Source organism: Denitrificimonas caeni, assembly GCF_905120345.1.
In the GTDB taxonomy this organism is placed as follows: domain Bacteria; phylum Pseudomonadota; class Gammaproteobacteria; order Pseudomonadales; family Pseudomonadaceae; genus Denitrificimonas; species Denitrificimonas caeni_A.
Genome location: NZ_CAJHOA010000003.1, coordinates 91,805 through 118,268, shown reverse-complemented (window position 1 = coordinate 118,268; position 26,464 = coordinate 91,805). Strand labels below are relative to the sequence as shown.

Sequence of the window (26,464 nt, the reverse complement as noted above, 5' to 3'; positions counted from 1 at the left end):
TACCATCCCACTCTCCATGAGCACTATGAGCATAAACAGCTTTTTTAACCAAGTCCAACCTCCAGTTCTCACTGGTAAACTGAAATACAGTTGCGGGTCGTTCCAGCAGAGCGAGCCGCAACAACTCACAGTACGTATTGTTGATCAATCCGCCGCCAGCCGCCGCAGACGAGCGATAACATGACGCTCAGTTCCATCGGTCGGGATGGTAATGCAATCACCTGCCACTGACTGTCCGTCTACCTTAAGTTCGACCTGCCCCGCGCCGATACGTTCAGGATCCTCAATCGTAATAATCAGTACGCCATCTGGGCCGTTGATTCGAGCCGTTGCACCACCCCAACTGGTAGGGATTTGCGGTGCGATTTTAACTGCGCCACGTTGCAAGCTGAGACCAAGAATACCTTCAACGGCCAACTGCCAACTCCAACCGGCAGCGCCGGTATACCACGTCCAGCCCGCTTGACCAATGCCTGCTCCCGCACCTCGTATATCGGCAGCGAGAACATAGGGTTCGCCACGGTATAACTCAGCGCCCTCGAGGCTATCACTGCGCCGAATGGGGTTAATCAGGTCAAATATTTCATACGCCTGATCAGCATGACCGAGCCGCGCATGAGCTAAGCCCAACCAAGCTGCAGCATGGGTGTACTGTCCACCGTTTTCTCGGACACCCGGTGGATAAGAACGAATATAGCCTGGATCACGCAGGGTTTGATCGAATGGCGGCGTCAGTAAACGCACCAGTCGCGCATCGCGATCGACTAAGCGCTCGGTTGCCGCGTTGACAGCGGTAACCGAGCGCTCAGGCGAGAGTCCGCCAGCCAGCGCTGCCCAAGACTGCGAGATACTGTCAATCTGACATTCTTCGGAATCTTTCGAGCCCCATGGCAAACCCTCATCGTCGAAGGCTCGCGCATACCAGCCGCCATCCCAGCCGGAAGCATCGGCTGCTCGACGTAAATCATCGGCACGTGGCCGCCAGAGGTCATCAAGATCCTTGCGGCCAATCTCGCTAGCAAGATCGGCGAAGGCGTCAACACAATCTGCGGCGAACCAAGCAAGCCATACGCTTTCGCCACGCCCCTCACTGCCAACACGGTCCATGCCGTCGTTCCAATCGCCCATACCAATCAGCGGTAAACCATGCGCGCCTGCAGTAACGCCACGATCCAGCGCTCGTCGGCAGTGCTCGAACAATGTGCCACTTTCCTCACCCGGCTCGAACGGCGCATAACGATCGTTCTCGCTGTCTGCCAATGGCGGTGCCGATAGGAATGAAACCTTTTCATTAAGAACAGAACTGTCGCCAGTCGCCTTAACATAGCGGCCAGTGGCGTAAACCAACCACAGCAGGTCATCTGAACAACGCGTTCGCACTCCGCGTCCTAACGGTGGATGCCACCAGTGCAACACATCACCCTCTTCGAACTGGCGCGAGGCGCTTTCTAGAAGGTGTGCACGCACCCGTTGCGGCTCGATAAACAGCAGCGTCATCATGTCCTGAAGTTGATCACGGAAACCAAAGGCACCACCCGCTTGCTGAAACCCAGCCCGTGCCAATACGCGTGAGGCAAAGGTCTGGTTGATAAACCAGCGGTTAATCATCAGATCAAAAGCCGGATCCGGCGTACTGACCTGCACCACGCCGAGTCGCTGTTGCCAAACGGCAGCGTTGTCGACTAAGCCCTGTTTAGCCGTCTCAACGTTCGCCCAATGCTTGGCAAGTTGCGCGGCTTCGGCTGAATCGCGGCCCTCCCCCAGTACAAACACAACGTCTTCGGTCGCCCCGGCCGCCAAATCAATATGAACTTGGAATGCTGCACAGGGATCAGCGACGTTGTCGAGCATGCCATCGAGACTCCAAGCCTCTAGGCCAGCCGGCCGTGCCGAATTACCCTGCTGCCCAAGAAACGCCGCGCGGTCACAACTGAGGCTGTGTGGTGTGCGACTGGCGGCAAGAAACGCGGTGCGCTGGCCGAACTCAGGGTTCCAGTCATTACGCGCGATCAGCGCCTGACTGTTGGCATCAAAGCCGCAAACCAGATGCGGTCGCGACGCACTGACCATCGAGCCTAGTAACCATTCAGCATAGTAAGTGACCGTGAAGCGGCGCCCGCGATCGCCGGGGTTGGTCAGACTCAGCAGTGCTAATTTAACCGGTGCCTCAGGCGGAACAAACACAGTAAGACGCTGTTCGAGTCCTTCTGCGTTGCGCAACCAAGTCGTGGCACCAGCATGATGCTGGATCTGACAAGAAACATCGCCACCCGCAGGCAGCGGAGTCGGCGTCCAGATCTCAGCAGTTTCTTCATCACGCAGATAAAGTGCCTCGGTCTGCGGATCAAGCACTGGGTCGTTCGACCATGGGGTGAGACGATGTTCACCACTATTAATACACCAAGTGAAGCCCAGTCCTGCTTCCGAGACAATCGTGCCGAAACTCTCATTGGCGAGTACATTGCACCAAGGTGATGGCGTCACACGCCCATCATCGAGATGGATGGTGTAGTCACCTGTTTCAGGAGCAAAACCGCCCAGACCGTTATCGAACATAAGATTATCAGGTCGTGACAATGGCTGCAGGTGCAGCGGCTCGGGCACGGATGCTCCCAATGGCTGAAAGAGAGGCAATGGATTGAGTTCAGGTCGCGCGGGTGCTGTCGCCAGCGCCAGTGATCCAGCCGCTGCATCGAGCGTGACCCGCGCTGTTGCCTCTAGTGTGCGACGCTCAAGCGCACCAATCCGTTCAGTTGCCAACAGATGAACACCGCCATTGCCTCCCAGCCCTTCGGGCACATTGGTTGCACGCAGAGCGCTGTACAGCAAGTCACGAATCGGCTCTTGATAGCCTGAAACACCATCCTGTAGAAAGACTAGGTCGACCTGAAGGCCACACCGCTGCCACCAACGGTGAACTCGAATAATACTTGGCAACAGCGACACATAGGCCTTATCGACGACTCGCACCAGCACGATTGGCAAATCGCCAGACAGCCCCATACTCCAAAGATGAGGCTGAGCAGGAAGCGCAGCACTCGAGGCAGCGGCCAACATAACTGGAGGCGTTCGCGGGAAAACCAAGTCACGGCATAAAGCCTGCGCCTCAGCCAGCGTGCGTGAATCCAGTCCTAGACGCTGCGCTTCAAGTGCAGCCGTACGCCGCGCATCTTCAGTCGCCCAGTCAAGAACCGGCCCAGTTGCAAAGCGCTCAGCAATTGCGAGCACTTTCTCCCGTGAGCCAGCCACAATCGTGACAAAATCAATTCGTACCTGCGCACCAGGCGCAAGAACAACATGCGCGCGCAACGCCATAATCGGATCGAGCGTCCAACCAATCGAATCAGCCAGCGTTTCGGCAGCACCCAGTGGTCGTTCTAGATCACCGTGACGGCCAAGAAAATAACGGCGGTCAGTTTCGTAGCCTGCCAAGGTAACCGCCGCATCGGTCGACAGAATGCTATGCAGCACGACTGGCGGACGGTCGTCAGGACGCCGGGAACGGCGCTTGAAGAGCAACGCATTCTGCTCCTCTAAACGTTCACTATGGATAAACAGCTTACTGAAAGCAGGGTGCCGCTCATGACTGGCGGCTGGCGCCAACACCACCTCAGCATAACTTGTCACATCCAACTCGCGCACGCGGTTGCTCTCATTGGAGAGCGTAACGCGGCGTATTTCCACGTCATCGTTAGGTGCAATGACGATTTCAAGATTGGTTGATAGACCCTCTCTACGCTCTTGAAAATCGATCTTGTGAGCATGGTAACTGGTATCCAGTAACCGGTTGGAGTGGTCTACACCGAGCGACCAGATCGCATCGCTGGCACGCTCGCTAAGATAAATCCGCGACTCACCACAGCGACGGATGGCATCTCCCGTCCAGCGAGTCAAAGCTTGACCACGCCACCATAACGCACTGTCTCCGGCATCACTGACCCAAGCGGCCAGATTGCCGTTACCCAACACATGCAGCTGTGGGCTGGTCGGATCCTGCGCTGCCCAACCATGTAAAGCGGGTGTCGGCACACGAGTCAGATCAGCAGTCATCTCATCGGTTTCGGTTGGCTGCTCAGGTGGAAACTCCCATGGCACACGCTCCTGCAAGAGCATTTCGGTGGCGCGCATGCGCGGATCGCGACCTAAGCGTTTGATCAAAATATTATTGTTCAACGCATTACCGATCGCAGCACTGATCATCCCTTGGTGGTGAGCCATATAAGAGCGCACCGGCGAGAAGCTGCCCTCTATCGGTAGCCGCTCTGGGGTGAAATCGGCCGCCTCAAAAAAACCGTATTGGTCACGTAAACCAAGTTTGTCCAGACGACGCAAATTGGACGTCGCAGCAATGGGCACAATGGCTAATGCCAGAGCGCTAGCATAGGGCGCGACGACATAGTCTTTAGATAAACCGGTCTTCAGCCCAAGACCAGGGACGCCAAACGCTTGGTACTGGTAGTGATGCGAGTCGTCACGGGCGGCAAAACCGGATTCCGAAACCCCCCAAGGCAAACCAAGCTTCTCGCCATAGCGCTGCTGCACCGCAACCGCGGCACGCTCACTCTGACCGAGAAGTCGCCCCGCCTCACTCGGCAACAGCAAAGTTGGCATAAGGTACTCAAACATTGAGCCGTTCCACGACAGTATCGTCAGTGCTCCAGCCGTTCGGCTGATGGGGCGACCCAAGTGGAACCAGTGCTTAACGGGGACATCACGCTTGGCTATTGCAAAATAGCTGGCCAGTCGTGCCTCGCTCGCCAATAGATCATAATGGTGTTGATCAAGATGATCAGAGTCGAGATTGTAGCCAATAAAGAAGGTACTGCTTTCCTCGTCATACAACGGTTGGAAATCCATGGCGAAAGCACGTGTCTCTGCTCGTATCGCGCACTCCAGGAAGCTCTCATGAAGCTCTCGACAAGCGCTCTCGCCACTGTCGAGCGCCACCATCATCGCCGCGATCCAGGATTGACTCTTCACGTCAACGGCAGCCAATTGTGCCAGAGCACGGCGTGCACCATCGATACTGCTCGTCATCTGAGCGAAAGAAGCATCGGCTCGGGGCAGCGCTTCAAGCAACGTTGACACGTCTTTTAAAGCAGATGGTGCTGACTCAGTTAGAGCCAGCCAAGGTGTCAGTGCAGCAAGATCCCGGCGCATGGTCATCAAGTGGTGATCAGTACGTTTGAGCCACAGATGAATTTCATCGGTGTCAGCTTCGATACCAGCCTCTAACACCTTAACAATATGTGCTTGCACCGCTTGCCAGTCATCCGTACTCAACTGCAGCAATGCGGGCCACCAGTCTTGCGAGGTGCGGCGGATGCCAGGCAAACGCTTGACGATAGCATTAAGATCATCGGTAATGACATCTCGGTCGATCTTAGGCAAAACGGCTACGGCTTCGCGCAGCAAATGGAGTGAATCTTGAAGACCGTCCCAACGTGCAGGTAAAAGTCCTAAGCCGGCGGCGGCCTCTCGGCAACCGGCGGATAATGTCAGTAGGCTGACCGCCAGATTACCGCTATCAACCGTCGAAATGTAACGCGGCTCAAGCGATTCCAGTGTTCTGGTATTGAACCAGTTAAGGGTATGACCGTTATGATTCTCCAGCCGATCAAGGGCGTCCAATGCGGCAGCCATACGTGCAGCAAGATCACGTCGCCCGATATGACCTAAATCCCAGGCGGTCAGTGCCGCTAAGAAAAGCATGCCGACGTTGGTTGGTGAGGAACGATGGGCAATGTCTTCGTATGGAGCCGCTTGATAGTTGTCGGGCGGCAGCCAATTATCGTCGGGACCGGCGAATGTTTCAAAGTACAGCCACGTGCGTCGTGCAATCAAACGCAGGTAAAGTCGGTCTTTTTTGCCCAGTGTTTCTAATATCAGTTGCCGCTCGCGGCTGATCAGCCAAGCAATCTGCGGCGAGACGAACCACAACAGTAGCAACGGTGCCGCTCCTGCCAAAGCAACGGGGTTCAACAAGCCGAGAATAACAGCAATAATCACCGCCAATGACGGTGCAGCAGCCATTTCGCGCCAAGTACCGTGCCACGTTTGCGATACTTCTGCAGCGGAATGGGCCGCCGACGTCCACTCCAGCATATCTCGGTGCGAGACATGCATGCGCCACAGAGCACATGCGATCGCTTCACACGCCACCGCGGCTTCGTGTGCCAAAAAAACCACCGCCAACAGCCAGCGCCCGGCCTGTTCAGCCAGCGGATAGAGTATGCTGCGCCGCCCACCGGGCTTACGTGTATGCAGCAAACGGGTCATCAGGTCGATGAACAGATAGGCAGCCGGCGCACCAACAGCCAGAACCGTCCAAATCAGAGCTTGGCCCGGCAACAGCAACCATCCGGCCGTCGCGAAAGCGATAAGCATCGGCGCAGTCAGACTTCGGCGTAAGTTGTCGAGCATTTTCCAACGATCAAGCATTGAAAACCGACTGGGGACAGGTTGATCGTCACTGCTCGGTACATTGCCACCTAACCAAGGAGTAAGCTGCCAATCACCGCGGATCCAACGCAGGGCGCGCCGCGCGTAAGAGAGATAATTGGAGGGAAATTCCTCGTAGAAAACAATATCGCTGGCCAGCGCGGCACGACCGTGCAGCCCTTCGAACAAGTCGTGGCTGAGAATTGCGTTTTCCGGCACGCGACCGTGCAGGCATTGATAAAATGCAGCAACGTCGAACGCACCCTTACCGGTGAATATCCCTTCACCGAAAAGATCCTGATAGACATCCGACACCGCACGACTGTAAATGTCGATCGCGGTATCTCCCGAATAGAGATAAGTAAACAGCGAGCGGTCACCAGCATCGGGGGAAATCTCAACCCGTGGCTGAATAAAAGTATAGCCGCGTGTTGGTTTGCCAGTGAGCGGATCGAACTCAACACGGTTCAGCGGGTGCGCCAGCGTACCCACCAGCCGGTTGATATTATTCGACTGGGCACGGGTGTCGGCATCGAGCGTGACCACGAAGCGTGCTCGACAGAGTGTATCGATATCGCCTTCGCATAGAACAAAGACATCAGACTGATGACCCAGCATAAGACCGACGAGTTCTTCAAGCTTGCCACGCTTACGCTCCCAACCCATCCAGCGGCCTTCAGCAGCATTCCAATGACGCCGGCGATGAAGAAGCGCAAACGGTGCATGTTCGGCGTAGCGCGCATTCAGGCGGCGGATGCCCGCGACAAGAGCAGACTCCACTGCTGCATCGTCAGGCATGTGCTCTGAATCGGCATCAGCAAGGTCACTCAGCAGCGCCATACGCACCAGCGGATCTGGGTTCGATAGCCAGTGCATTTCCAGCCGCTCGAGCAGCGATTCGACCTCAGACTGCTGACGCAGAATAATCGGCATCACCAGCGCTGTCTCCCAGCCTGGCTGCAGTCCCTTTTCAACATCGTATTTGGGCAACACTCGAGGCGCAACAGTTCGACTGACAAGCCAGTTGGTAAATGTGACCCCGATAATCATCGCTGGTGCGAGCGACAACGCAAGTCCCGCTACCCAGGCAAGCACACTCGCATCGAACACAAGCAGCAGAACAACAGGAAAGAGCCATGCTGCCAGGCTAAAACCTGTCAGTGCGACCGCATAGCTTTTCCCCGGATGAGCCATCATTAAGCGACGCCAGCTCGCGCGCCAGCCGGCACGAAAACCAACCTTACGCTCGAGCTGCGTCCGTCCTTCGGCGACTAACCAGCAGCCAATATGTCCGGCGCGACGCGTGCCTGCATGCTCGCGCGCCAGTTCCAGTGCAGCGCTGGCAACCTCCCATTCGGAGGCTGGTGCGTGTGCAGCAATTTCTTCGACCGCCTTGCGATAGCGGTCGCGTGTGTCGAAATCCATCGCCGCATAAACATTCGCAGGATCATCCTGAAGAATTGTTTCGACATGACTAACCTGTTCAAAGAAGGTTTTCCACGGTGTGTTCGAAATTGCTACAAGGGCAGAGATCACCCGTGAAACACTTTCCGTCGGATCAAGCGCTGGGTGAAAGCTGGAGCGTGGGATAAGTGTAAATGGAGGCGCAAGTTCGGGCAACAGCTCGGAAAATGATTGCGCCAGTTCTTCTAAGCAAGCAAGACGCAACATCGCTGGGAACGCCCAAAGTTCGGCGATCGTTAGCGGCCCCTCACACTGATAAGCGTTGACGAAATCAACGGTTCCGGCAAAGCCAATGTGTACTTGGGCAATCTCGAGCATCCCTCGCGCTAGTGCTAGAACACGGGGAATGCCGTGGTATTCAGGTGAGGCAAGTCGCGGCAAGCGTCGATAAAACGAAGCAGGTAGATCTTCACGTACCTGGCGAACGGCACGCCGTAACTGAAACTCGTTATCGAGCAACCACTCCGAAGCCTTGGTCAAATGTGGCAACGGCTTAACACAATAGCCATGCGCATTATCTAGCCAAGGTAGGAGAGCGGAAATATTCTGCCAAGCGGAGGCGGGCTCAGGCACACCAATAACGATGTCATGACGTGCTCGAAGTTCAGCAGCCTCACGTGCATATCTACTGTCTGCTGCGGTGGTGTCGTGCAATGGCATTGTAGTCTGCGTCATATGATTCCTTGGTTCGGCAATCGCGCATCCATAGCGTGACATTGTTCTCTGTGCCCTCTGGGCAGATTGCGTTTATGCTGCCGCACCAGCAACACAGGGATACCAATACGATTGATCAGATAATCAGCAACACTGCCAACCGTCATGTCGGTATGCCCGCTTCGGCCCGCAGCAGAAAGAACCATTAAATCAGCGTTTTCTTCGCTGGCAATATGGGCCAGCGCACGGCGTGCATCGCCACTGGGTAATAAGCGCGTACCAGTTGTCAACGGCGAAGGCAGTCGAGATCGTAGCCAATCTAAGTACTGTCGAGCCGCGCGCTCATTATGACTGCAGAGCTGATCACGCAAGGCGATAGCTTCCGCGTTGAGCAGATTTGATTCAATAAGGTCGACATTCGGAGCGACATGCACGAGCACGACTTCTGCGCCATGCACAGCGGCAATCCCTAGGCCAAGCGGCAAGACGCATTCTGAGCGAGATGAGCCATCGAGCGGAACCAACACCTTGCGATAGCGTATCGGTGAGTCCTTGGCTTGCATTGCTGGAACCAGCAGCACCGATGCACCAGCGACCTCAGCAACTCGACGTGCGGTGTCACCCAGCCCGACGAAAGGCCCATGGTCCTCTCCTCCTCGACCCAACACAATCAAGTCTACTGCGTTATCGTGCGCCCATGTACTGATACGCTCGGCGGGGGGGCCCGCCAAAATAACCACATCAGCATGAAGATCAGCACAGCGCAACATCCGCTCATGCAGATACGCAGTCGCAGCACAATGACGTTGCTTCCACTCCACCGGATCCATCGGCTCCTGGGCTGGTGATGACTGAAGCACGTGGATCACGGTCATGCAGGCACCGACGGCCTTTGCCACCGCTGCGGCGTGTGCTAATACAATGTCGGCACAGGGTGCTGTATCGACGCAGGCAAGAACATGTCGAAGGTTTGACTGTTCAGCAAGCTGGCTCGTGCGCAGCGGATCGGTTGTTTGCTGATTACAAAGTTCAGATTCAGACATACTATTATACCTCCTTGTAAACAATTATTATCGTGCGGCAATCCTGCCCAACGCGAAGGCTACCGCCTTACGCAACCAACTGTATCACCATACTCACCATACTCAGCATACTCAGCATACTGCTGGCAGCCTCTATAACACTACACTTAACCTTAATGAATAACTTGATTAACTGTAAAACACCCGATCAATGGTTGATTCTGTCCAACACTTCGCGAAAGATTAGCTACGCCCGCCAGCAAGAACTCATCCCCCTCTAAAAAGATAAATTTGCTCCCTGCGCAGCGGTAGTGACTTCATTAAATAACAGTGTAAAGGCTCATTCTGAGTACAACATGGAGATGTTATGCACCCGAATCAAAAAGCGACTATTGCAACAGAGAAACTACCAATAAAGCTGTGGCTGAAAGAAGAACAAATCGACGAAGGCGCACTGGAACAAGCACGTAACCTTGCAAACTTGCCCTTTGCTTTTAAGCATATCGCCATCATGCCCGACACTCATCAGGGTTATGGCATGCCTATCGGTGCTATTCTTGCCACCCAGGGCGTAATCATACCCAACGCGGTCGGTGTCGATATTGGCTGCGGCATGTGTTCGTTACGAACTAATCTGCACGCGATCGACAGCACTGATCTAAAAGAAATCATCAAGCTCATTCGCGAGACTATTCCGGTTGGCTTTGAGCGCCACAAAACCCCTCAAGACTCAGCGTGGATGCCGAAAATAACCGGTCAATTGCCCATCGTCGAGCAAGAATACGACAACGCTTTGTATCAAGTTGGTACCTTAGGCAGCGGCAACCATTTCATCGAGATCCAGCAAGGCTCCGATGGTTATATTTGGATTATGATCCACTCAGGCTCGCGCAATATCGGCTTTACCGTCGCCAATCATTACAATGAAGTAGCCAAAAAACTAAATAAGGCAGCCGGCGAGGATGTCGCGAATGATCTGGCTTACCTTCCCGAGTCTTCTAAGTATTTTGAGTTGTACAAAAATGAAATGAACTATTGTCTGGAATTTGCCCTCGCCAATCGCACCCTAATGATGGAGCGAGCTAAAGCAGCCTTTACCGAGGTTCTGCCTGAAGTCGAGTTTGCCGATTTCATCAATAAGCCGCACAACTTTGCCGCCGAAGAACAACACTTTGGCGAGATGGTGATTGTGCATCGCAAAGGTGCAACGCGAGCGCGCCAAGGTGAATGGGGCATGATTCCTGGCTCGCAAGGTACACGCTCTTTTCTGGTAACCGGCAAAGGCGAAGCGCAGTCATTTGAATCCTGTGCGCATGGTGCCGGACGCATTATGAGCCGCGCTCAGGCCCGTAAAAAGCTGGATTTAAAAGAAGAAGTAAAAGCGCTCAAAGATCGTGGCATTTTGCATGCCATTCGTAGCCGTAAAGATCTGGATGAAGCACCCGGATCTTACAAAGATATTGATGAAGTGATGCGCAACCAAACCGACTTGGTCGACGTACAAATTGAGTTGCAGCCTTTGGCCGTGGTGAAGGGCTAAACCCACATTCAAATGCGCGGGCCAGACGGACATTTTCCGGAATAAAGGTATAAAACCCTATTCCGGAAAAACATTAACTAAGGTTTTTACGCAAGGCTTCAACCTCTCGCAGAACACCTTTATAAAGCTATCTTATTGTAGCTTTTGCACCCGTTGCTGCAGCTCGGGGCTAGTCTGAATGCGCTCAGATAGGATGTTATAGGTCTGCGCATCTAAACCAGACTGATCCACCGCTTTAAGCATTTTATCTTGCGCTTCTTGTTGCAAGTTCTGCGCTATCGCTGGGTCTTTTGCTCTATTAAAACGCTCAGTGTAGTCCTCACGGATTCGCGATACTTCGGTGCTGGCATTGATGAATTTTTTAAGCTCAGCATCACTGATTGTTTCCTGCCCTTGTTGCTGAGCAGGTGCGGCAGTTGCGGATGCCGGTGCAGCATTTTGCGCCATCACTGCAGAAGCACTTAAGCCTAAGGTTACAAATGAAACGGCGGCGACTAGCTTTTTAAGATCAATCATTAATGCTTTCCTTTCGTTTGAAGTACTTAATACCACTCACGTTTCATGCCAAGTTTTTATATTTTCCGTAACTTACTGATTTAATTCAATAAAAATAGATTCCCTATATTTTAAGAGACGTTTAACCTTTACCTAGGGCGATTAAAATGTATAAATATTACACATGAGCAAAAAATATACGTTCAGAAATAACACACAAACATCCTTCTGGCCTTTTATTGGGCTTAGCAGTCTACAGCGCACGTTATTGTTGTTTGTGGTGCTGCCTTTGGTGCTGCTCACTGCATTAGGGATTCGCTTTGGTTTAGATCAAGCCAATCAGTTTCAGCAGCAGCGTTTAAAGAACGACTTAGAATTAATCGCCCGTGCAATTAGCTTGCCCGTCGGCACCGCACTGAATAACCGGGACATGGAGGCGGTGAATTTAGCCCTCAGCTCGGTGTTTGTGTTAGGCGAAGTGTATGGTGCCTCGGTGTTTGATGTAGATGGCAATCGTATTGCCTCAGCAGGTGTCACTCAAACCGATTTGACCGACTCAGCCATTCCTGCACGTATTCGCAGGACCGGCGAGGGACAAGAAGCATTTAGTCGAATTAAGGGACGCCGCTTATTTTCACACTTCTTACCCCTGTTTGATAACAGCGACCAAACTCAAGGCTTCATTCAAATTACTCGAAAAGCCAGTGATTTTGGCCGAGCACTCGATCAACTCACTGTTATTGCTTGGCTGGTCTGGGGAATATTTAGTCTGGGCATTCTAGCGGCAGTTTTGCTGGGTCATTACGGTGGTATAGGACGCTATGTCGACAAATTACTCGCGCATATGCAACGAGTAGCTGAAGGTGACTTAGCCTATCGCGCCGCACTGGAAGGCCCAAGTGAAGTGGCCAGTATTGCTCAAGGTTTAAACCAGATGTTAGACAGCATTGAGCGCGCCAATCGTGAGTTAGATGTCCACCGCGCAGCAGAAGCACAATTACTCGCGCAGTTAAAAGACAATGAAAAAATGGCCGCGATCGGCAGTATGGCGCAAGGCATTGCGCATGAGCTTGGCGCGCCGTTAAGCGTGATCGATGGACGTGCCAGACGGCTTGAGCGCTCTGGAACGCTAGATGAGCAGGCATTGCGTCACGCCAGTGGTATCCGCAGTCAGGTTGATCGACTGACCCGCACCGTACGACAATTGTTAGATTACTGTCGCCCCGCCTCAACTCAAGCCAGAGAGCTGGCTCCAGCACAATTAATCACCGATGTTATCGCTGCAATTGAGCCTGAGCTAGAAACGAGCCAACGCAGGCTCATAGCCGATATTCCAGAGAACTTACCGACGCTGCATGGCGATGCCGGCCGTTTAGAGCTGGCCTTACTTAACTTAATTCGCAACGCCATGCAGGCCGCTAACAGCAGTATAGGTGTAACAGCCAGCGCCGATCAGACAGAATTAACTATCTGTGTCACCGATGATGGCCCAGGCTTATCTGCAGAGTTTTCACTGGATACTTTGCTGGAACCATTTTTCACTACCAAGTCACCCGGTGAAGGCACCGGCCTCGGCCTCGCGATTGTGCGCACTGTCATCGAAGAACATAACGGTCAATTAAGCCTTAATAACCGGACGCAAGGCGGTTGTGAAGTGCGCGTCACTTTGCCACTCGCCGCCAGCAACAAGGACACACAATTATGAGTCAGATTGAAACGATATTACTGGTCGAAGATGACAGCGGCTTACGCGAATTACTGCAAGAAGAGCTGGAAGCTGAAGGCTATCAAGTCATTGCGTGCAGCGACGCGGAACAAGGTAAGCAACTATTAGTAAGCCAAGCGCCAGACTTACTGATCAGTGATTTACGCCTGCCAGGCGCTGATGGTTTGAGCCTCCTAACAAACCTTGCTACAACAGAATCGCCACCGGCGGTGCTGATCATCACAGCCTTTGGTTCAGTACAGCAAGCGGTCAAAGCCTTGCAAGCGGGCGCGGATGATTTTTTAACCAAACCGTTAGAAATGGATCATTTTTTACTCACTGTTAGCCGCCTGCTAGACAATAGAAAGCTGCGCAGCGAAGTACGGCATTATCGAAGCTTGCTCGCCGTTAAACAGTTTAATGGCATGATCGGTCAGAGCCCAGCCATGCAACAGATGTTTCAGCACATACGGCAAATTGCTGATGCCGACGGCCCCGTCTTAGTGCAAGGCGAAAGTGGCACCGGTAAAGAACTGGTAGCCCGAGCGTTGCACGATCAGAGCAGCCGCCGCGATGGTCCGTATATGGTGGTGAACTGCGGCGGTATCCCCAGCGAATTAATGGAAAGTGAGTTTTTTGGTCATGCTGCGGGTGCCTTTACCGGTGCGCGCACACAGCGCGCGGGTTTATTTCAGCAAGCCAATGGCGGTAGTTTATTACTGGATGAGCTGGGTGAAATGCCCTTAGCGTTGCAAGCCAAGTTGCTACGCGTTCTGCAAGATGGCAAAGTACGCCCAGTCGGTAGTGATCACGAAATCCAGCTTGATGTGCGCATTATCGCCGCGACCAATCGCAACTTAACCGAGGCTGTCGCCGATGGTAGTTTTCGCGAAGATCTATTTTATCGTTTAGAAACCTTTGCTTTGCAAGTCCCACCCTTGCGTACTCGTGGTGAAGATATTCAGCAGCTTACAGAGTTCTTTTTAACCCGTTTTAATGCACAGCAAAAACAAAATATCAAAGGCTTTAGCGATGCGGCACTCACTATGCTGCAGCACTATAGTTTCCCAGGGAATGTGCGCGAACTGCAGAACGCAGTCGAGCGTGCCGCCACTTTTTGTGATACCTCTTTAATCGAGATTCAGCATCTGCCGCAACGTATTCGTGAGCACACAGACACAGCCGCACTGCCAAGCAGTAATGCTACATTGTCGATACTGCCCAGCCCAACAGTCGATATTGAAGCGCTACCCAGTTTAGAAACGCTACAGCGCCAATATATCCATCAAGTCCTCGCCGCCGCTGACGGCAATAAACGCCGTGCGGCAGATATTTTAGGCATCACACGACGCACCTTATATCGCTGGATAGAGTAGTCACAAAAGGACTATCCCTCTTAATAATAGCGAAAACAGCACCGACCAGCGCCATAGCCATAGCCATATCTGACTGCGCATCCCAAATATAACCCTAAGTGCCTAAAAAACTGCTAATCCATAAATATTTTATAATACTTTTCCCTAAGATTTAACGATTAAGCTAAGGCACTCTAAAGCCTGCATCCTTTTCACATTGTACTAAGCAATACATACAGACATGACTTTACTGCAAAACGATCTGCGCTGCATCAAGCTGCTCTTGCGACGCTGTGGACAACATAGAAGGGTTTGACGGATAACCTATACCGTTGAATTGCAGTAATTTTTCCGCACCATCACTGTGCACAATAATATCTCGCCAGCCTTGACTGCTGGAGCCAGAGACACGAATTGCTTCTCTCGTCGCCGTGCTCTTAGAAACGACGCGATAACCCTCGCCCTCACCTTTCAAAACCAGCATTGCACAACCACCAGAGCCGCACCAACTCCTGCCTTGCAGTAAGACAATCGCATCGTTGACACCATCACCATTCAAGTCGGTAAAAACGTATTTATACTCGGGGAATTTTTGCTCAGCATAATATGAGACCACCGCGGATAAATTTCTTTCTTGAGTTGTTGTTTCACTACAAGCAGTCAGTCCCAGTGCTAGGAAGGAAGCGATAAAGGTATAAGCAATTGTCCTTGGCACGGTCGTACCCTGTATCTTTAAATGTGGTTCGATGTCAGCCTGTAAGTGATCTCTAGTAGCACGCATTGCTTAACCCTCAACTCTATTGCGAATGATGCATTACAGCATGACTACGCAGAGTTTGACGATGCGTGTAATCAATTTCAACGCAATTGTTAAGAGCCCTGCACTCACTCAATCAGGCTGTTGAATTATCCTCCGGCGGCTGATGACTTGACCTCAATGTCATTGTGACCTAGCTTGATAACTGCTCAGCACACTCACTTTGCAAGGAACCCAAAACAATGAAACTCTCAATCCCTCAATCTACGATCAGTTGGCAAGCTGCCCATTGCGCCGTGGAGGCTGCCATTCAAGAAGCGCTTCAGCTTGGTGTGCGTATCAATGTGGCTGTCACTGATGGCTCAGGTAACCTCATGGCTTTCCTGCGCATGCCGGGTGCTTTTCCGCAGTCGATCAACATTGCCATCGACAAGGCTCATACTGCGGCAGGGTTTGGTTTTGCAACGGGTGATTGGATGAAGGTGTGCGGCGACAATGAAGCAATGAAGCTCGGCTTCGCCGCGCAACCAGGGCTTATTATTTTTGCTGGGGGCTTACCGATTCGAAGTGCTGGCGAATTAATCGGCGGTATTGGCGTTTCCGGAGCATCGGAAGAACAGGATACTATCTGCGCTCAAGCGGGGCTGGCAGCGATAGGCGCTGATCAATCCTAAGCCTTACGTTACACAATACAGGCAACTGCGCCATGCTCTAATTATATGGCGAATGCCTATCAATAAGCGGACGCCAATAGCTATGTTTAATGCACCCTATCGAGCACATAACACAGCTATTGCTGTCCGTTTAATGACTATGACGTACTCTACTGCTCAAACACTAGACTGTAGGTCACTGGCACCACTGTACTGATGATTGGTAGGCTTGCGACTACACGTAGCGCTTCTATACCTTCCGCTAGCCCGTAATCTTCCGCATTAACCAGAACGGGCTCTAATGAGCTGACCAGCATTTTGTCATGCGCGAGCTTAGTGATTTGTACACCACTGGTCACGTCTTTAGCAGCGCCATGCAATGATAGCTTGAGAGTAATTGAATCTCGGTAAGTTTCACCCACTTCAAGCTTTGACACTCGAGCCAGATCAACCATGCCACTGATATGTGCTTCAGCAAATTCACCCACTTGAAAAAGCATGTCTTGCATGCGCTCATTACGAATCGGTATGTTGGTTTCAAGGCTCGTCAAATCAATAGTAAGAGATACCGTGCCGTTGTCACTCACCGAGCCGGCTAACGTCTTGAAGCTATTAATTTCTCCAGCCTTTGAATTTTTAATTGAAACGTAATGTAGAGAAGACTCATCATTGAGCAACTCCCAATCGGCAAATACACAGGGTGATAAACCCAATAGCATTAACATTACTAACGATATTTTTTTCATAGTCATTTCTCCTTTTGACTAGCCTATAGCAAGCATGTCTTTATGAGCACATTGCTGGATTTCGAGACTAACATTCAAACCAAGCGGCTGAAACGGCTTTATCGCACTCATTAGTTGTAAGCAAGACATTAAAAATGTTCATTACCAACCCAGCTCTGATGTTTTATTTCGCTGCAGACTCTCAAAAAATACTCGTTAGACGCACCGCCGAACCTAAGCATTTGCAGCAACTCTACAACCCGAGACACGCTCTAAGAGTCTTTATGGCTTAAACACGATTGCAACAATGCTTGCAGTTTGTCTCTTCCTAATTCATTCATTAACGCGATGTTTCGTTCGGGAATACCGTCGACATCAGGGTAATCAGCAATAACTCGCTCAAGGCTCGCCTCGCGAATAAGATGCAAAACGGGATAAGGAGAACGGTTGGTATAGTTTTCAGCATCATCCGGCGCTGTACCACCAAACTGGTAATTTGGATGGAAGCTGGCAATCTGATAAACACCTTCCAAGCCCATCTCCATCAAGACATTATCGGCATCGTCTAGAAAGTCATTGAAGTCGTAAAAGTCCTGCAACACCTGTGCGTGAATCAGCAGCGTGGTTTCAATGGCCGGATCACTATTGAGCAATTCTAATTCTGCTTGCAATGCATGCAGCAATTGCTCTGCGGTTGTTGCTGCTGTAGTGATAAAGCGTACGCGATTCTTGACCAACTCACGCTTGGCAAAGGGGCAGAGATTCATTCCCACTACTAAGGTTTCAACCCACTGCCGTACAGCAGTCACGATTGCCTTGTCATTCACAATATCATCTGACTTTGGTGTTTCTTGCATTTTATTTCCACGATTTATTAGCTGATACAGGCAAACATGATACTGCTGTTTGGCGCATCATGGTTTTTTCAAATCGTCCTTAACCTCTACTGAGTTAAAATCAGACGTCGTGTGCTTGTTATCCTCTACTTCGAACGATAAGGCTGTGAGTACAGCGCGTCAGCGGCGCTATTCACCAGCCTCATGACGCCAGCGATTTGGCTACTGGTTTGGCCGTTTTCAGTTTACCTTTGAGCGCCAGCATCAAACTTACAGCGATGACAACAAGAATGATAGCAATCAACGGGCGGTAGAATATCCACGCAATGGCGATGGTGAGTAGCGATGCAGGGGCCGCCACTAGAAACGCAATAAGACCTGCCCCAGCACCAACAATGGTGCCAGCAATAGGCAGCACATCGGCGACAACAGAGAGTGGCCTGAGAAATAAATTGAGCCCTATCATCATACAAACGAAACCAGCTAACCTAAAAAGCCAAGTCAGCATGGTGTTGTTGGTTTGCGCCGTTTGAATCATAGCGTCAGCAGAGTGAACACCGATCTGTAGAAGCTCAATCGATCCTCTTGCTTTGGCAACGTAAGGCTCAAAAGTATTGCCCACCTGTTTTGCAATCACACTCACCTGCACAGGCTTGACCCTATCGAATCTCACTCGCATGTCACCCACCTGCGGATGAGTAGAATCCGCACCAATATAAAATCCTGCGCCGTACAATTGGCCAGTTTCTTTGATCGTATCAGGCAACGCTGTATCACTGCCGAGTACCAAGGGTTCAAAGCTGTCAATACTGCGTACCAGCGAGGGTGACAAGGTAAAAGCATCAAGGGTGACTCTATCGGCTGTTTGCTGTGTTGAGGTATACGGCATGGAAGAGGGATTTGGGTGTTCGTAAGATTTCTTGAAATTATCGGAGTTAATCGATCGCTCAGACCAGGTCTTACTATAGGAATACTCTGTCACAGTCTCTGTGCCACCACCTAGTTTCTTAGTGGTCTCGCTACTTGAGTCCTCCTTCCACTGATACATTTCAGCCGTCCGCCTTAGTTTCAGCGCCTTGGCTGACACCTCAAACACTGGGTCGGTCAGGCGGGTCTCAGTATCAGCCAACCCGGTCACGTGAATTAAACGCCCTGCGTTGGCAGGATCAACGCTATCGGAGGCGACGCTGGTCACGATGCTACCACCCTCTTTCAGGGTCTTATAGGTGGTAACAGCTCGTCCCTCATTCCAGAACAACAATGGGAAGGCGACAACAAATAAGATGAGACCCAGCAAGATCCCCTTGATCGCACCGCCAATCCGACTGAGCCACGATTGCGTTGTCACCTCTGTAAAACGATCCTGTGACATATATATCTCCTTGTTTTCCTATACTTATTACTGACAGTAACGACTTTGAGTATACGAAGCTGCACAACGTTACTCAGAATGCTCTGCTAAAAATCACATTTATCTAGCAAAATATACTGATTAGCTTACTATGCGCCACCCAAAATATTTCAATTAAAAAATCCAGGCTCATATGTCCGCCAACGCGCTGTATACCGATCTTTCAGGCTATTACGATTTAATGTGTGCTGGTATCGACTACCAAGCTCAAAGCCACTCTATTCGCAGGCTGCACCAGATCTTTGGTAACGGCGGAAATACTCATCTTGATCTAGCCTGTGGCACGGGTCCGCATGTCCGTTACTTCATTGATTTTGGCTATCAAAGTAATGGCCTTGATATCAATCAGCCGATGCTCGACATTGCCAAAACCCGCTGCCCTGAAGCGCTTTTCTCATTGCAAGATATGAGTACTTTCAACGTCACTGAGCCATTGGATTTAATCACCTGTTTCTTGTACTCGATCCATTACAGCGATGGCATTGAAAAACTCAAAGAATGTATAGCCAGCGTCCATCGCGCATTAAAAGCGGATGGTGTTTTCTGCTTCAATGTGGTCGACAAGGACAAAATCGACAATACCTTATTTGTAAAACATCGCGCTCAGCAAGAAGACGATCTGTTCACTTTCAGCTCAGGTTGGCATTACTGCGGTGATGGCGAGAAAAAATCACTCAAAGTTAGCATTGAAAAAACAACCATTACAGACACGCAGATATGGCATGACGAACATCCCATGGTCGCTTTCAGCTTTGCTGAGTTACTAGAGATCTTGACGCCTTACTTTGACGTGCAAATTTTTGAGCATGACTATGAGAAAATCATTCCTTGGAATAAGACCTCTGGCAATGCCATTTTCACCTGCGTAAAGATTTAAAATCGACTGACACTTCATAAGCCTCTACCAGTCTAACGCTCACACCAGCAACTCAGCGTTAACCAGCCAACCTTATTCAGCACACTAAGCACTTAATGCTGATAGAGCAAATGATGTTAAATACCCTAAAACGGCAAGCAAACCCGTCCAATTGTGGGTGCTTGCAAAAGCTTCCGGAATCATCGTGTCAACCACCATAGTCAGCATGGCACCGGCTGCCACAGCCGTGGTTAAGGCAATAACAAAGGGCGAAAACTGATCAAACAAAGCATAGCCTGCGAATGCAGATACACCACAGGTCACGGCAATTGCCGACCAAATACCGAAAACAAAAAAAGCGGGCCGCCCCGCCGCTCTCATCCCCGCTGAACTTGACAGCCCTTCTGGAATATTCGATAAAAAAATAGCCACCACGACCGCGATACTGACCGCGCCACCATGCAAAATGCTCAAACCAATCACGATGGATTCAGGAATCCCATCTAATAAGGCACCTATCGCGATGGCCGCACCACTACCAGGCTTTTCTTCTTCGCTGGGTTGCTGTGTCCCTGAGCGCTTACGATGTTTTGCCCCATAAATAACCAGCACCCGGTTTGCTGAGGCATAAAAGACTGCTCCCAATAGAAACCCTACTGCCGTCGCTGTTATCCCTGCGCCATTGAATGCTTCGGCCATCAACTCAAACGACAGAGCAGAAATCAAAACTCCACTACCAAACGCCATCACTCCGGCAATCACGCGGGTCGGCACGGTAACCAGATAACCTATCGCTGCGCCGAGGATCAGCGCACCACCCCCGACACCACCCCAAAATGCTGCCTCAAATCCTAGATTCACAGCGCGCTCCTTAGAAATCACCATCACATGTAGAGTAAAGCGAACACCAGTACAAGAGGAAGGATAGTCTTTGTAAAAAAACACTTAGTACTGCTCATTCAGCAGCGCATTTATAGTATGTTGCGGCTTATATATTAGGCGCTAGCAACGGCGCTGGCTGCTGGCTGCTGGCGATAGAACTGACATAACAACCGATAAACCTCAGGCATATGCTCTTGCATATGCTTGGGCGCTTCAAAAAACGTTTCACTGCATACTGCGAAAAATTCTGCCGGACTGGTCAGGCCGTAATCATTGATCGGTAGGGTGCGATTCTGCTGTAAGTCATTCTGCAAACGATCCCATGCTGCAGTAAAAATAGCGTGCCATTCACCAGAGCGCATATCAGGGTGCATGGGCGGCGCGCCGTTAGCACCATCCCGCAGCATATCGAGCTTGTGCGCTACTTCATGAATCACCACATTGCTGGCCTTACCAAAGCTAACATGCGCACCGCTATTACACACCGCATCCCACGAAAAAATCACAGGGCCTCGAAACCACGCCTCACCACTCAAGCCAGGTCCTTTAGCATGCACGATGCCATCGTTAGTACGATAAGGGCGATTGGGTACAAAGCCTCCCTCGTAAAGAATCACCGTATACCAACGGTCGTACCAATCTAAGCCAAGCCGTAAAACAGGCACGCAGGCCATCGTGGCAATTTTCAAACACATGGCATCGGTAAACTCAAACCCACCGCCGGCAACAAAACTTTTGCGCGCCAAAAAACGTAAGCTCATATCGCGCAACTGATCCCGCTCGGCACCCTGATAGCGCTGCATTACCGGCCAGTCAGCAATGGCTGTTTCCCACTGTTCAGCAGTAAAACCCATTTTTTTAATACGTTTGTTTTCTCGCCAATTACGAAATCGCTTAAACATATTTAACTCGCACCCAGTAGATTGCCTAACAGTCAAAATGACAGAACTCAGATTGAGTGAACTATATAGCAACTCATTTTTAATGTTCAGGCAAACAACGGCGCGCAGATGATGAGCATCATCGTTAGTGTTTTGACTGTGGCTACTTATGCGCCGCGAGCTGGCAATCTAAAGCGTCCATGGAGAGCAGGACAAGCCCACTGAACATGATATTCGACCTTAGCGACCTTCGTTACCAGGGAGCAGACCTAAACTTTCGCCTATCTTTTGTAGGTACCTCGTTCTTTGACTAAGTAAATAACCCGCTATTTTTCTGGATCACCACTGCATCGTTATGCTCTTGATCCTTGGCGCCATAGACCAGGGTAACTCTGCCTTTTTTCAGCGCGTCTTTTAAGGCTTGGATGGCGTCTTTATTCTCTTTAAGTTCGCTTAGGTAGTGTTTCTGAAACTCGTCCCATTTGCTTGGGTCATGAGCAAACCATTTACGCAGTTCGGTACTGGGCGCAATCTCTTTGAGCCACAGGTCAACACGAGCTTTTTCCTTGGTCAGACCTCGCGGCCAAAGCCGATCAACGAGAATGCGCCGCCCATCCTCGTCGCTCGGCTCGGCATAGACTCGTTTTATTTTGATGTCCATGTCACACCCCTAACTTAACCTCAATAGCCGGAAAACTCCTCAGTGCGGATATTGTCGTCGTCGACACCGGCTTTCATCAGCATTTCCAGCATCGCATGCACCATTGCTCGCGGGCCGGCAAGGTAGTAAATGGGAACCGTCAGATCATCAATGTATTTCAACAGCATGTCTTCGTTGATAAATCCCGTCTCTCCCTCCCAAGCGCAATTTGATTTATCCATCTGCGTCATCGTGCCCACAAAGGTGTAGTTGGGATTGGTCTTTTGGGCGTCCAACAACTCATCTAAAAACACGGCATCTTCCGGTCTTTTATTGGAGTCGAAGAGAAAGATCTTATGCGCAAGTTTGTCCCGTGCGGCTTGCAGAATAATACTTCTAGCCGGCGTCAGTCCGATGCCACCAGTAAGAAACACAGCGGGAACACTGTCTTTATTGTGCAGAGTAAACGAACCGTGCGGAGCATCTAAGGTGATTTCAGTGCCAAGCGGCATGGTTTTTAATACGCGCTTGAATGCGCTATCTCGCATCCGCGTAGCAAACATTAGCGCATCTTCATAAGGCGCATTCGCCAGGGTAAAGGTACGAATGTTACCTTCAGAATCGGTTTCGCTAGGATTGATCAGAGTGAGATCAGCATATTGGCCTGCTTTATGGCTAAACCCTTGCGGCTTTTCAAAATAGAACGCCATGGTTCCATCAGCGATTTCTTCTCTGCTTACTAATTTTACGGTATAGACTGGCATGGTCAAATCCTCTTTGCTCATGTTGTAGTTATAGCCTACAAAGCGACCGAACATTGAACCAAGCCAACCGGTAAAACCGGTCTGAACGCCTTGCGAGCCATTAATAGTGCAACTGACCTGAGGGAAATGCAGCCAGCTGAGGGTGTATCAACCCTTTCTACTGAGACAGCTGTCTTCCCGAGGTTTTTTTACTGTACTGCTAAGAATAGAAGTACTGCAAACCCAGAGAAAACTCAAGAGAAGATAGATTTATTCTGTACTCAGCACGCCGCTCACTTGATTAATATCAACCCAGTAACCTTCAGTGACATGGCTCAAGAAAAAACCACGAATAAGCGGGCTGTGCGTCAGCCAACATCTTTCAACTTAACTATCCGATGGGTCAGCATGGCATGCTTAAATCCTCGACCCTATAAAAGCGCATATTTTTTAGGTAGTCTGCTGATCAGCATTGACTGATCGAGCCTTAACCACGCTCTTCAGCATCACAATCAAAAAACCAGGGGAAACTTTAAAGTGGCAGACGATCTGTACCAAAAAGGCATCAACAAAATTCAAGAGTTGACCGCCTCACCTGATGATAATCCAACCGGCGCAATGGATATCGGTGAAGCATTTAAAGACATTGCACCTGATTTAAGCAAATATGTTGTTGAGTTTGCTTTTGGCGAAATTTATTCACGCCCAGGCTTGGACAACAAACAAAAAGTGCTGACTACTATTACAGCACTGGTTGCTCAAGGCCGACCTCAAGTTGGGATGCATATTAAGACAGGGCTGACAGTCGGCTTAACACCGGAGGAGATCGTCGGTTGCATAATGCACCTGATCCCCTATACCGGATTCCCCAGCGTGTTGAATGCGTTAAGCGTTGCCAAAGAGATTTTCAAAGAGCAAGGCATAACAGTTGATACATCAGCCTTTAAATAGAAAAAACAGACAGGCGACAACGGTGCTCTGCCGTTGGCGTTCTGTGTGTTAGGCGCGCATTGAGTTAAGCAGATAATGACGAGTCATGAGCGGTCTTCAATCGCTTACTTTTCTGTTGTATCAGCCGGATAAATCACCGCACCATCATCCTCGACTCGTGCACCTTCAGTTAGTTTTGCCGGATCAATTTTGTCTTTACCCACCAGATGAAAGACGCTCTCGCCACGCGCAAGCAGATGATCGGCAACGATTCGTCGATGGCAACGCCACCACACCGCCTCGGAACACATCATCGCGCAGCGCTGCTGCCGCCCCAACCGAATCACCTGTGCGAGACCGTTACGAAACGGCTCCGTCAGCGTGTAATCAGCATAATTATGAAAGCTCTGATTATTCCAAAAACCGTTTAAATCTGCCTGAACCGCTTTGCTCTTGCTACGCAGACCGCCTAACTCTGCTATATATTCATAATCGATTTTGAACGCGGCCAAGCGCTCAGGTAACCTGTCTTGGTTATATTGTGGATTGGTACGAGATTTTGGAATTGTGCGGATGTCGATGACAAGTGTCACATCGGCGGCCTGCAGCAGTTCGACGAACGCTTCGATCGTGCGTGTCGAATGACCTACGGTATAAAAAGGAAGCATTATTTCGCTCCTCAGTAAACGCAGACTCTGTCAGCGCAGTTGAGTCTATGGTTAAATTAATTTTGATATTTCATCTGCTAACTCAAAATCTCTCTTTGATAATCCACCAACATCATGGGTGGTTAAACTTATAAATACCTTGTTATAGATATTGCTCCACTCCGGATGATGATTGGCCTTCTCCGCCAGCAACGCTACTTGTGTCATAAAAGCAAATGCTGAGACAAAATCAGAGAACTTGAACGCTTTGAATAACTTTTCGTCCTTAATACTCCACGAATTATCAGTCTCTTTATTGAGCTCTTTAAGCGCCGTACTTATCGCGCTTTGACTGTATTTTTCGATCATAGCAATCTCCTAAAAACCATCCAATCAACCTATAGACCATCCACTCAGCACCGTCCATACCCCTACAGTGCAACAGCTCAGCCGCCTCTCTCAATAAACAAGCGAGCCTAGATCGCCAAGCTCTGCGGACTTACGCCAGTGTGAGAGCAGCCATTACAGTCGCTCATGCAGCTGAACTTCATTAGCAAAACCAGCCAGTTCTCTTACGATCTGCAGGTCTTCGGGAAGTTGCAAGGCTTTTTCTGCTCTGGCCAATGCCATACGGGCATGACGCAGTGCGGCATCACGCATCGCAGAATCGCCAACAAATGCCAGTGATTCAAATGCCTTTTGCAGGCGACCCGCTACTTCTACGGTACTGGCTCCGTCACGAGCGATGGCGGTGAAGGCATCATCAAACATGTCCTGTACAGATATCTCCGGTACCTCGACGCGATCATTGTCACCCTCTTGTCGGTCACCTTCTTCAATCGGCTCGCACCACAACGCAAAAAGTCGCACAAAAACGCCAATAATGTAAATTGCGGTGCCTGGATCATTCACCGCGGGTGACAAAGCTCGTCCGGCGATTTCAGAAAGAACAACCAGACCAAAACGAGGGTCTTCCTCAAATTTTCTATCATCACCGATAAGAAAAGCTTTGGCGATCTGACTGATATCGAGATCCGCCGCGCCGCTAGAATCTCGAGTAATAAAAGCTAACGCCCGTCCCGGAGCGGAAAATGTACCCGGCAAAGCTGTCAAAGTGATGCGTACTTGTAGTTTTTCGGCACAGGCCTGTAAGGCCGTAACATTGACCTGTTGCACAGAGCCAATGGTCGTCCCATAAATAACCTGACTGCCATGCGTAGGTTGTCGCCAAGCAGGCACACCGCCCAGAGTGGGTGCGTGACGCCTGCGCTTAAATGCGGAAGCGGTTGCCGCCTCAACCTTATTAATTGTTCCCTTGAGCCGCCCAAGCCGAGCAATACGATCAACCCACCTGACAAAGGTCACAATCACAATGATGAGAATAAGCACCGTCAAAACAAAGAGTACGAAACGTCCAGCTGTACCGTAGTAACCATTCTTCATCGCAATAAGTGCGACAACGCTGTAGATAAAAGCACCAATAAAGGTGGACAGAGCATTCTGGGAAACGTCGTCGGAGATAATCAAAGAAAACGCACGTGGTGTCGCGTTATTACTCGCAGAAGAATAGGCAGCAACCATCGAACCGACGGCAAAAGTGGCGATCATCAACATACTGCCGGAGAGAATCGTCAGCAATGTTTCTATGGAGTCTTGAGTCACTCTCGGAACAAATTGACCGATTTCTTCAATATCCAATACCTTTACAAGGAATACGATAACGGCTGACAACACAGACATCACAAGCGGTTTAATCCATAACCGTTCGCGTATACGGTTTATAAAAAACCTTAATCGATCACCCATTTTTCCTTCCTCGATTATCAA

At 50.5% G+C, this 26,464-nt stretch carries 20 protein-coding genes; 6 read left to right on the top strand and 14 right to left on the bottom strand.

The annotated features are described in order from the left end of the window. Window positions 1–144 precede the first annotated feature (144 nt). A complete protein-coding gene (locus JYJ62_RS06685) occupies window positions 145–8,580 on the bottom strand; it encodes a GH36-type glycosyl hydrolase domain-containing protein (protein ID WP_205341437.1) in 8,436 nt (2,811 codons plus the stop codon). Continuing rightward, complete coding sequence (locus JYJ62_RS06680; protein ID WP_205341436.1) at window positions 8,577–9,602, bottom strand: universal stress protein; 1,026 nt, start codon at window positions 9,600–9,602, stop codon at window positions 8,577–8,579. The genes JYJ62_RS06685 and JYJ62_RS06680 overlap by 4 nt, the downstream gene beginning before the upstream one ends. A 346-nt stretch (window positions 9,603–9,948) precedes the next feature. Here JYJ62_RS06680 and JYJ62_RS06675 point away from each other — a divergent pair, with 346 nt between their 5' ends. Next, window positions 9,949–11,121 carry an RtcB family protein gene (locus JYJ62_RS06675; RefSeq protein WP_205341435.1) on the top strand — a complete coding sequence of 391 codons (1,173 nt, stop codon included), beginning with the start codon at window positions 9,949–9,951 and terminating at the stop codon, window positions 11,119–11,121. Window positions 11,122–11,253: 132 nt separating this feature from the next. Here the strand turns inward: JYJ62_RS06675 and JYJ62_RS06670 are convergent, their stop codons facing one another. Continuing rightward, window positions 11,254–11,637, bottom strand: coding sequence for a DUF4168 domain-containing protein (locus JYJ62_RS06670; RefSeq protein ID WP_205341434.1), 384 nt, complete (start codon window positions 11,635–11,637; stop codon window positions 11,254–11,256). 163 nt (window positions 11,638–11,800) lie between these two features. Between JYJ62_RS06670 and JYJ62_RS06665 the strand changes: the two genes are divergently transcribed. Beyond that, window positions 11,801–13,321 carry a sensor histidine kinase gene (locus JYJ62_RS06665; RefSeq protein WP_205341433.1) on the top strand — a complete coding sequence of 507 codons (1,521 nt, stop codon included), beginning with the start codon at window positions 11,801–11,803 and terminating at the stop codon, window positions 13,319–13,321. Beyond that, on the top strand, window positions 13,318–14,697 hold the full coding sequence (locus JYJ62_RS06660; protein ID WP_205341432.1) for a sigma-54-dependent transcriptional regulator: 1,380 nt from the start codon (window positions 13,318–13,320) through the stop codon (window positions 14,695–14,697). The genes JYJ62_RS06665 and JYJ62_RS06660 overlap by 4 nt, the downstream gene beginning before the upstream one ends. A 226-nt stretch (window positions 14,698–14,923) precedes the next feature. Here the strand turns inward: JYJ62_RS06660 and JYJ62_RS06655 are convergent, their stop codons facing one another. Next, on the bottom strand, window positions 14,924–15,457 hold the full coding sequence (locus tag JYJ62_RS06655; protein WP_205341431.1) for a hypothetical protein: 534 nt from the start codon (window positions 15,455–15,457) through the stop codon (window positions 14,924–14,926). A 218-nt stretch (window positions 15,458–15,675) separates the two neighbouring features. On the opposite strand from JYJ62_RS06655, the gene JYJ62_RS06650 reads away from it, so the two are divergent. Then, on the top strand, window positions 15,676–16,107 hold the full coding sequence (locus tag JYJ62_RS06650) for a GlcG/HbpS family heme-binding protein (protein WP_205341430.1): 432 nt from the start codon (window positions 15,676–15,678) through the stop codon (window positions 16,105–16,107). A 149-nt stretch (window positions 16,108–16,256) separates the two neighbouring features. Here JYJ62_RS06650 and JYJ62_RS06645 read toward each other — a convergent pair whose 3' ends face one another. The 3 genes from JYJ62_RS06645 to JYJ62_RS06635 all read right to left on the bottom strand — a co-directional run bounded on the left by JYJ62_RS06645 (window position 16,257) and on the right by JYJ62_RS06635 (window position 19,019). Next, window positions 16,257–16,832 (bottom strand): YceI family protein, encoded by a 576-nt coding sequence (locus tag JYJ62_RS06645; protein ID WP_205341429.1) that lies wholly within the window; start codon window positions 16,830–16,832, stop codon window positions 16,257–16,259. A 251-nt stretch (window positions 16,833–17,083) separates the two neighbouring features. Continuing rightward, on the bottom strand, window positions 17,084–17,668 hold the full coding sequence (locus tag JYJ62_RS06640; RefSeq protein ID WP_205341428.1) for a DUF1415 domain-containing protein: 585 nt from the start codon (window positions 17,666–17,668) through the stop codon (window positions 17,084–17,086). Between the two features lie 181 nt (window positions 17,669–17,849). After that, window positions 17,850–19,019 carry a TMEM43 family protein gene (locus JYJ62_RS06635; RefSeq protein ID WP_205341427.1) on the bottom strand — a complete coding sequence of 390 codons (1,170 nt, stop codon included), beginning with the start codon at window positions 19,017–19,019 and terminating at the stop codon, window positions 17,850–17,852. Window positions 19,020–19,191: 172 nt separating this feature from the next. On the opposite strand from JYJ62_RS06635, the gene JYJ62_RS06630 reads away from it, so the two are divergent. Continuing rightward, complete coding sequence (locus tag JYJ62_RS06630) at window positions 19,192–19,935, top strand: class I SAM-dependent DNA methyltransferase (protein WP_205341426.1); 744 nt, start codon at window positions 19,192–19,194, stop codon at window positions 19,933–19,935. Window positions 19,936–20,019: 84 nt separating this feature from the next. Here the strand turns inward: JYJ62_RS06630 and JYJ62_RS06625 are convergent, their stop codons facing one another. The 4 genes from JYJ62_RS06625 to JYJ62_RS06610 all read right to left on the bottom strand — a co-directional run bounded on the left by JYJ62_RS06625 (window position 20,020) and on the right by JYJ62_RS06610 (window position 23,102). Beyond that, a complete protein-coding gene (locus tag JYJ62_RS06625; protein ID WP_205341425.1) occupies window positions 20,020–20,775 on the bottom strand; it encodes a ZIP family metal transporter in 756 nt (251 codons plus the stop codon). Between the two features lie 134 nt (window positions 20,776–20,909). Next, a complete protein-coding gene (locus JYJ62_RS06620; protein ID WP_205341424.1) occupies window positions 20,910–21,698 on the bottom strand; it encodes a zinc-dependent peptidase in 789 nt (262 codons plus the stop codon). Window positions 21,699–21,987: 289 nt separating this feature from the next. After that, complete coding sequence (locus JYJ62_RS06615) at window positions 21,988–22,338, bottom strand: DUF488 domain-containing protein (RefSeq protein WP_205341423.1); 351 nt, start codon at window positions 22,336–22,338, stop codon at window positions 21,988–21,990. Window positions 22,339–22,358: 20 nt separating this feature from the next. After that, entirely contained in the window at window positions 22,359–23,102 is a 744-nt protein-coding gene (locus JYJ62_RS06610) for an FAD-dependent oxidoreductase (RefSeq protein WP_205341422.1), read from the bottom strand. 495 nt (window positions 23,103–23,597) lie between these two features. Between JYJ62_RS06610 and JYJ62_RS06605 the strand changes: the two genes are divergently transcribed. Continuing rightward, window positions 23,598–24,011 carry a carboxymuconolactone decarboxylase family protein gene (locus tag JYJ62_RS06605; protein WP_205341421.1) on the top strand — a complete coding sequence of 138 codons (414 nt, stop codon included), beginning with the start codon at window positions 23,598–23,600 and terminating at the stop codon, window positions 24,009–24,011. A 104-nt stretch (window positions 24,012–24,115) separates the two neighbouring features. Here the strand turns inward: JYJ62_RS06605 and JYJ62_RS06600 are convergent, their stop codons facing one another. The 3 genes from JYJ62_RS06600 to JYJ62_RS06590 form a co-directional block, all read right to left on the bottom strand. After that, a complete protein-coding gene (locus tag JYJ62_RS06600; RefSeq protein ID WP_205341420.1) occupies window positions 24,116–24,658 on the bottom strand; it encodes a DUF488 family protein in 543 nt (180 codons plus the stop codon). A 51-nt stretch (window positions 24,659–24,709) separates the two neighbouring features. Further along, window positions 24,710–25,006, bottom strand: coding sequence for a 4a-hydroxytetrahydrobiopterin dehydratase (locus tag JYJ62_RS06595; RefSeq protein ID WP_205341419.1), 297 nt, complete (start codon window positions 25,004–25,006; stop codon window positions 24,710–24,712). A gap of 153 nt (window positions 25,007–25,159) precedes the next feature. Continuing rightward, entirely contained in the window at window positions 25,160–26,443 is a 1,284-nt protein-coding gene (locus JYJ62_RS06590; RefSeq protein ID WP_269751397.1) for a DUF2254 domain-containing protein, read from the bottom strand. Window positions 26,444–26,464: the final 21 nt, after the last annotated feature.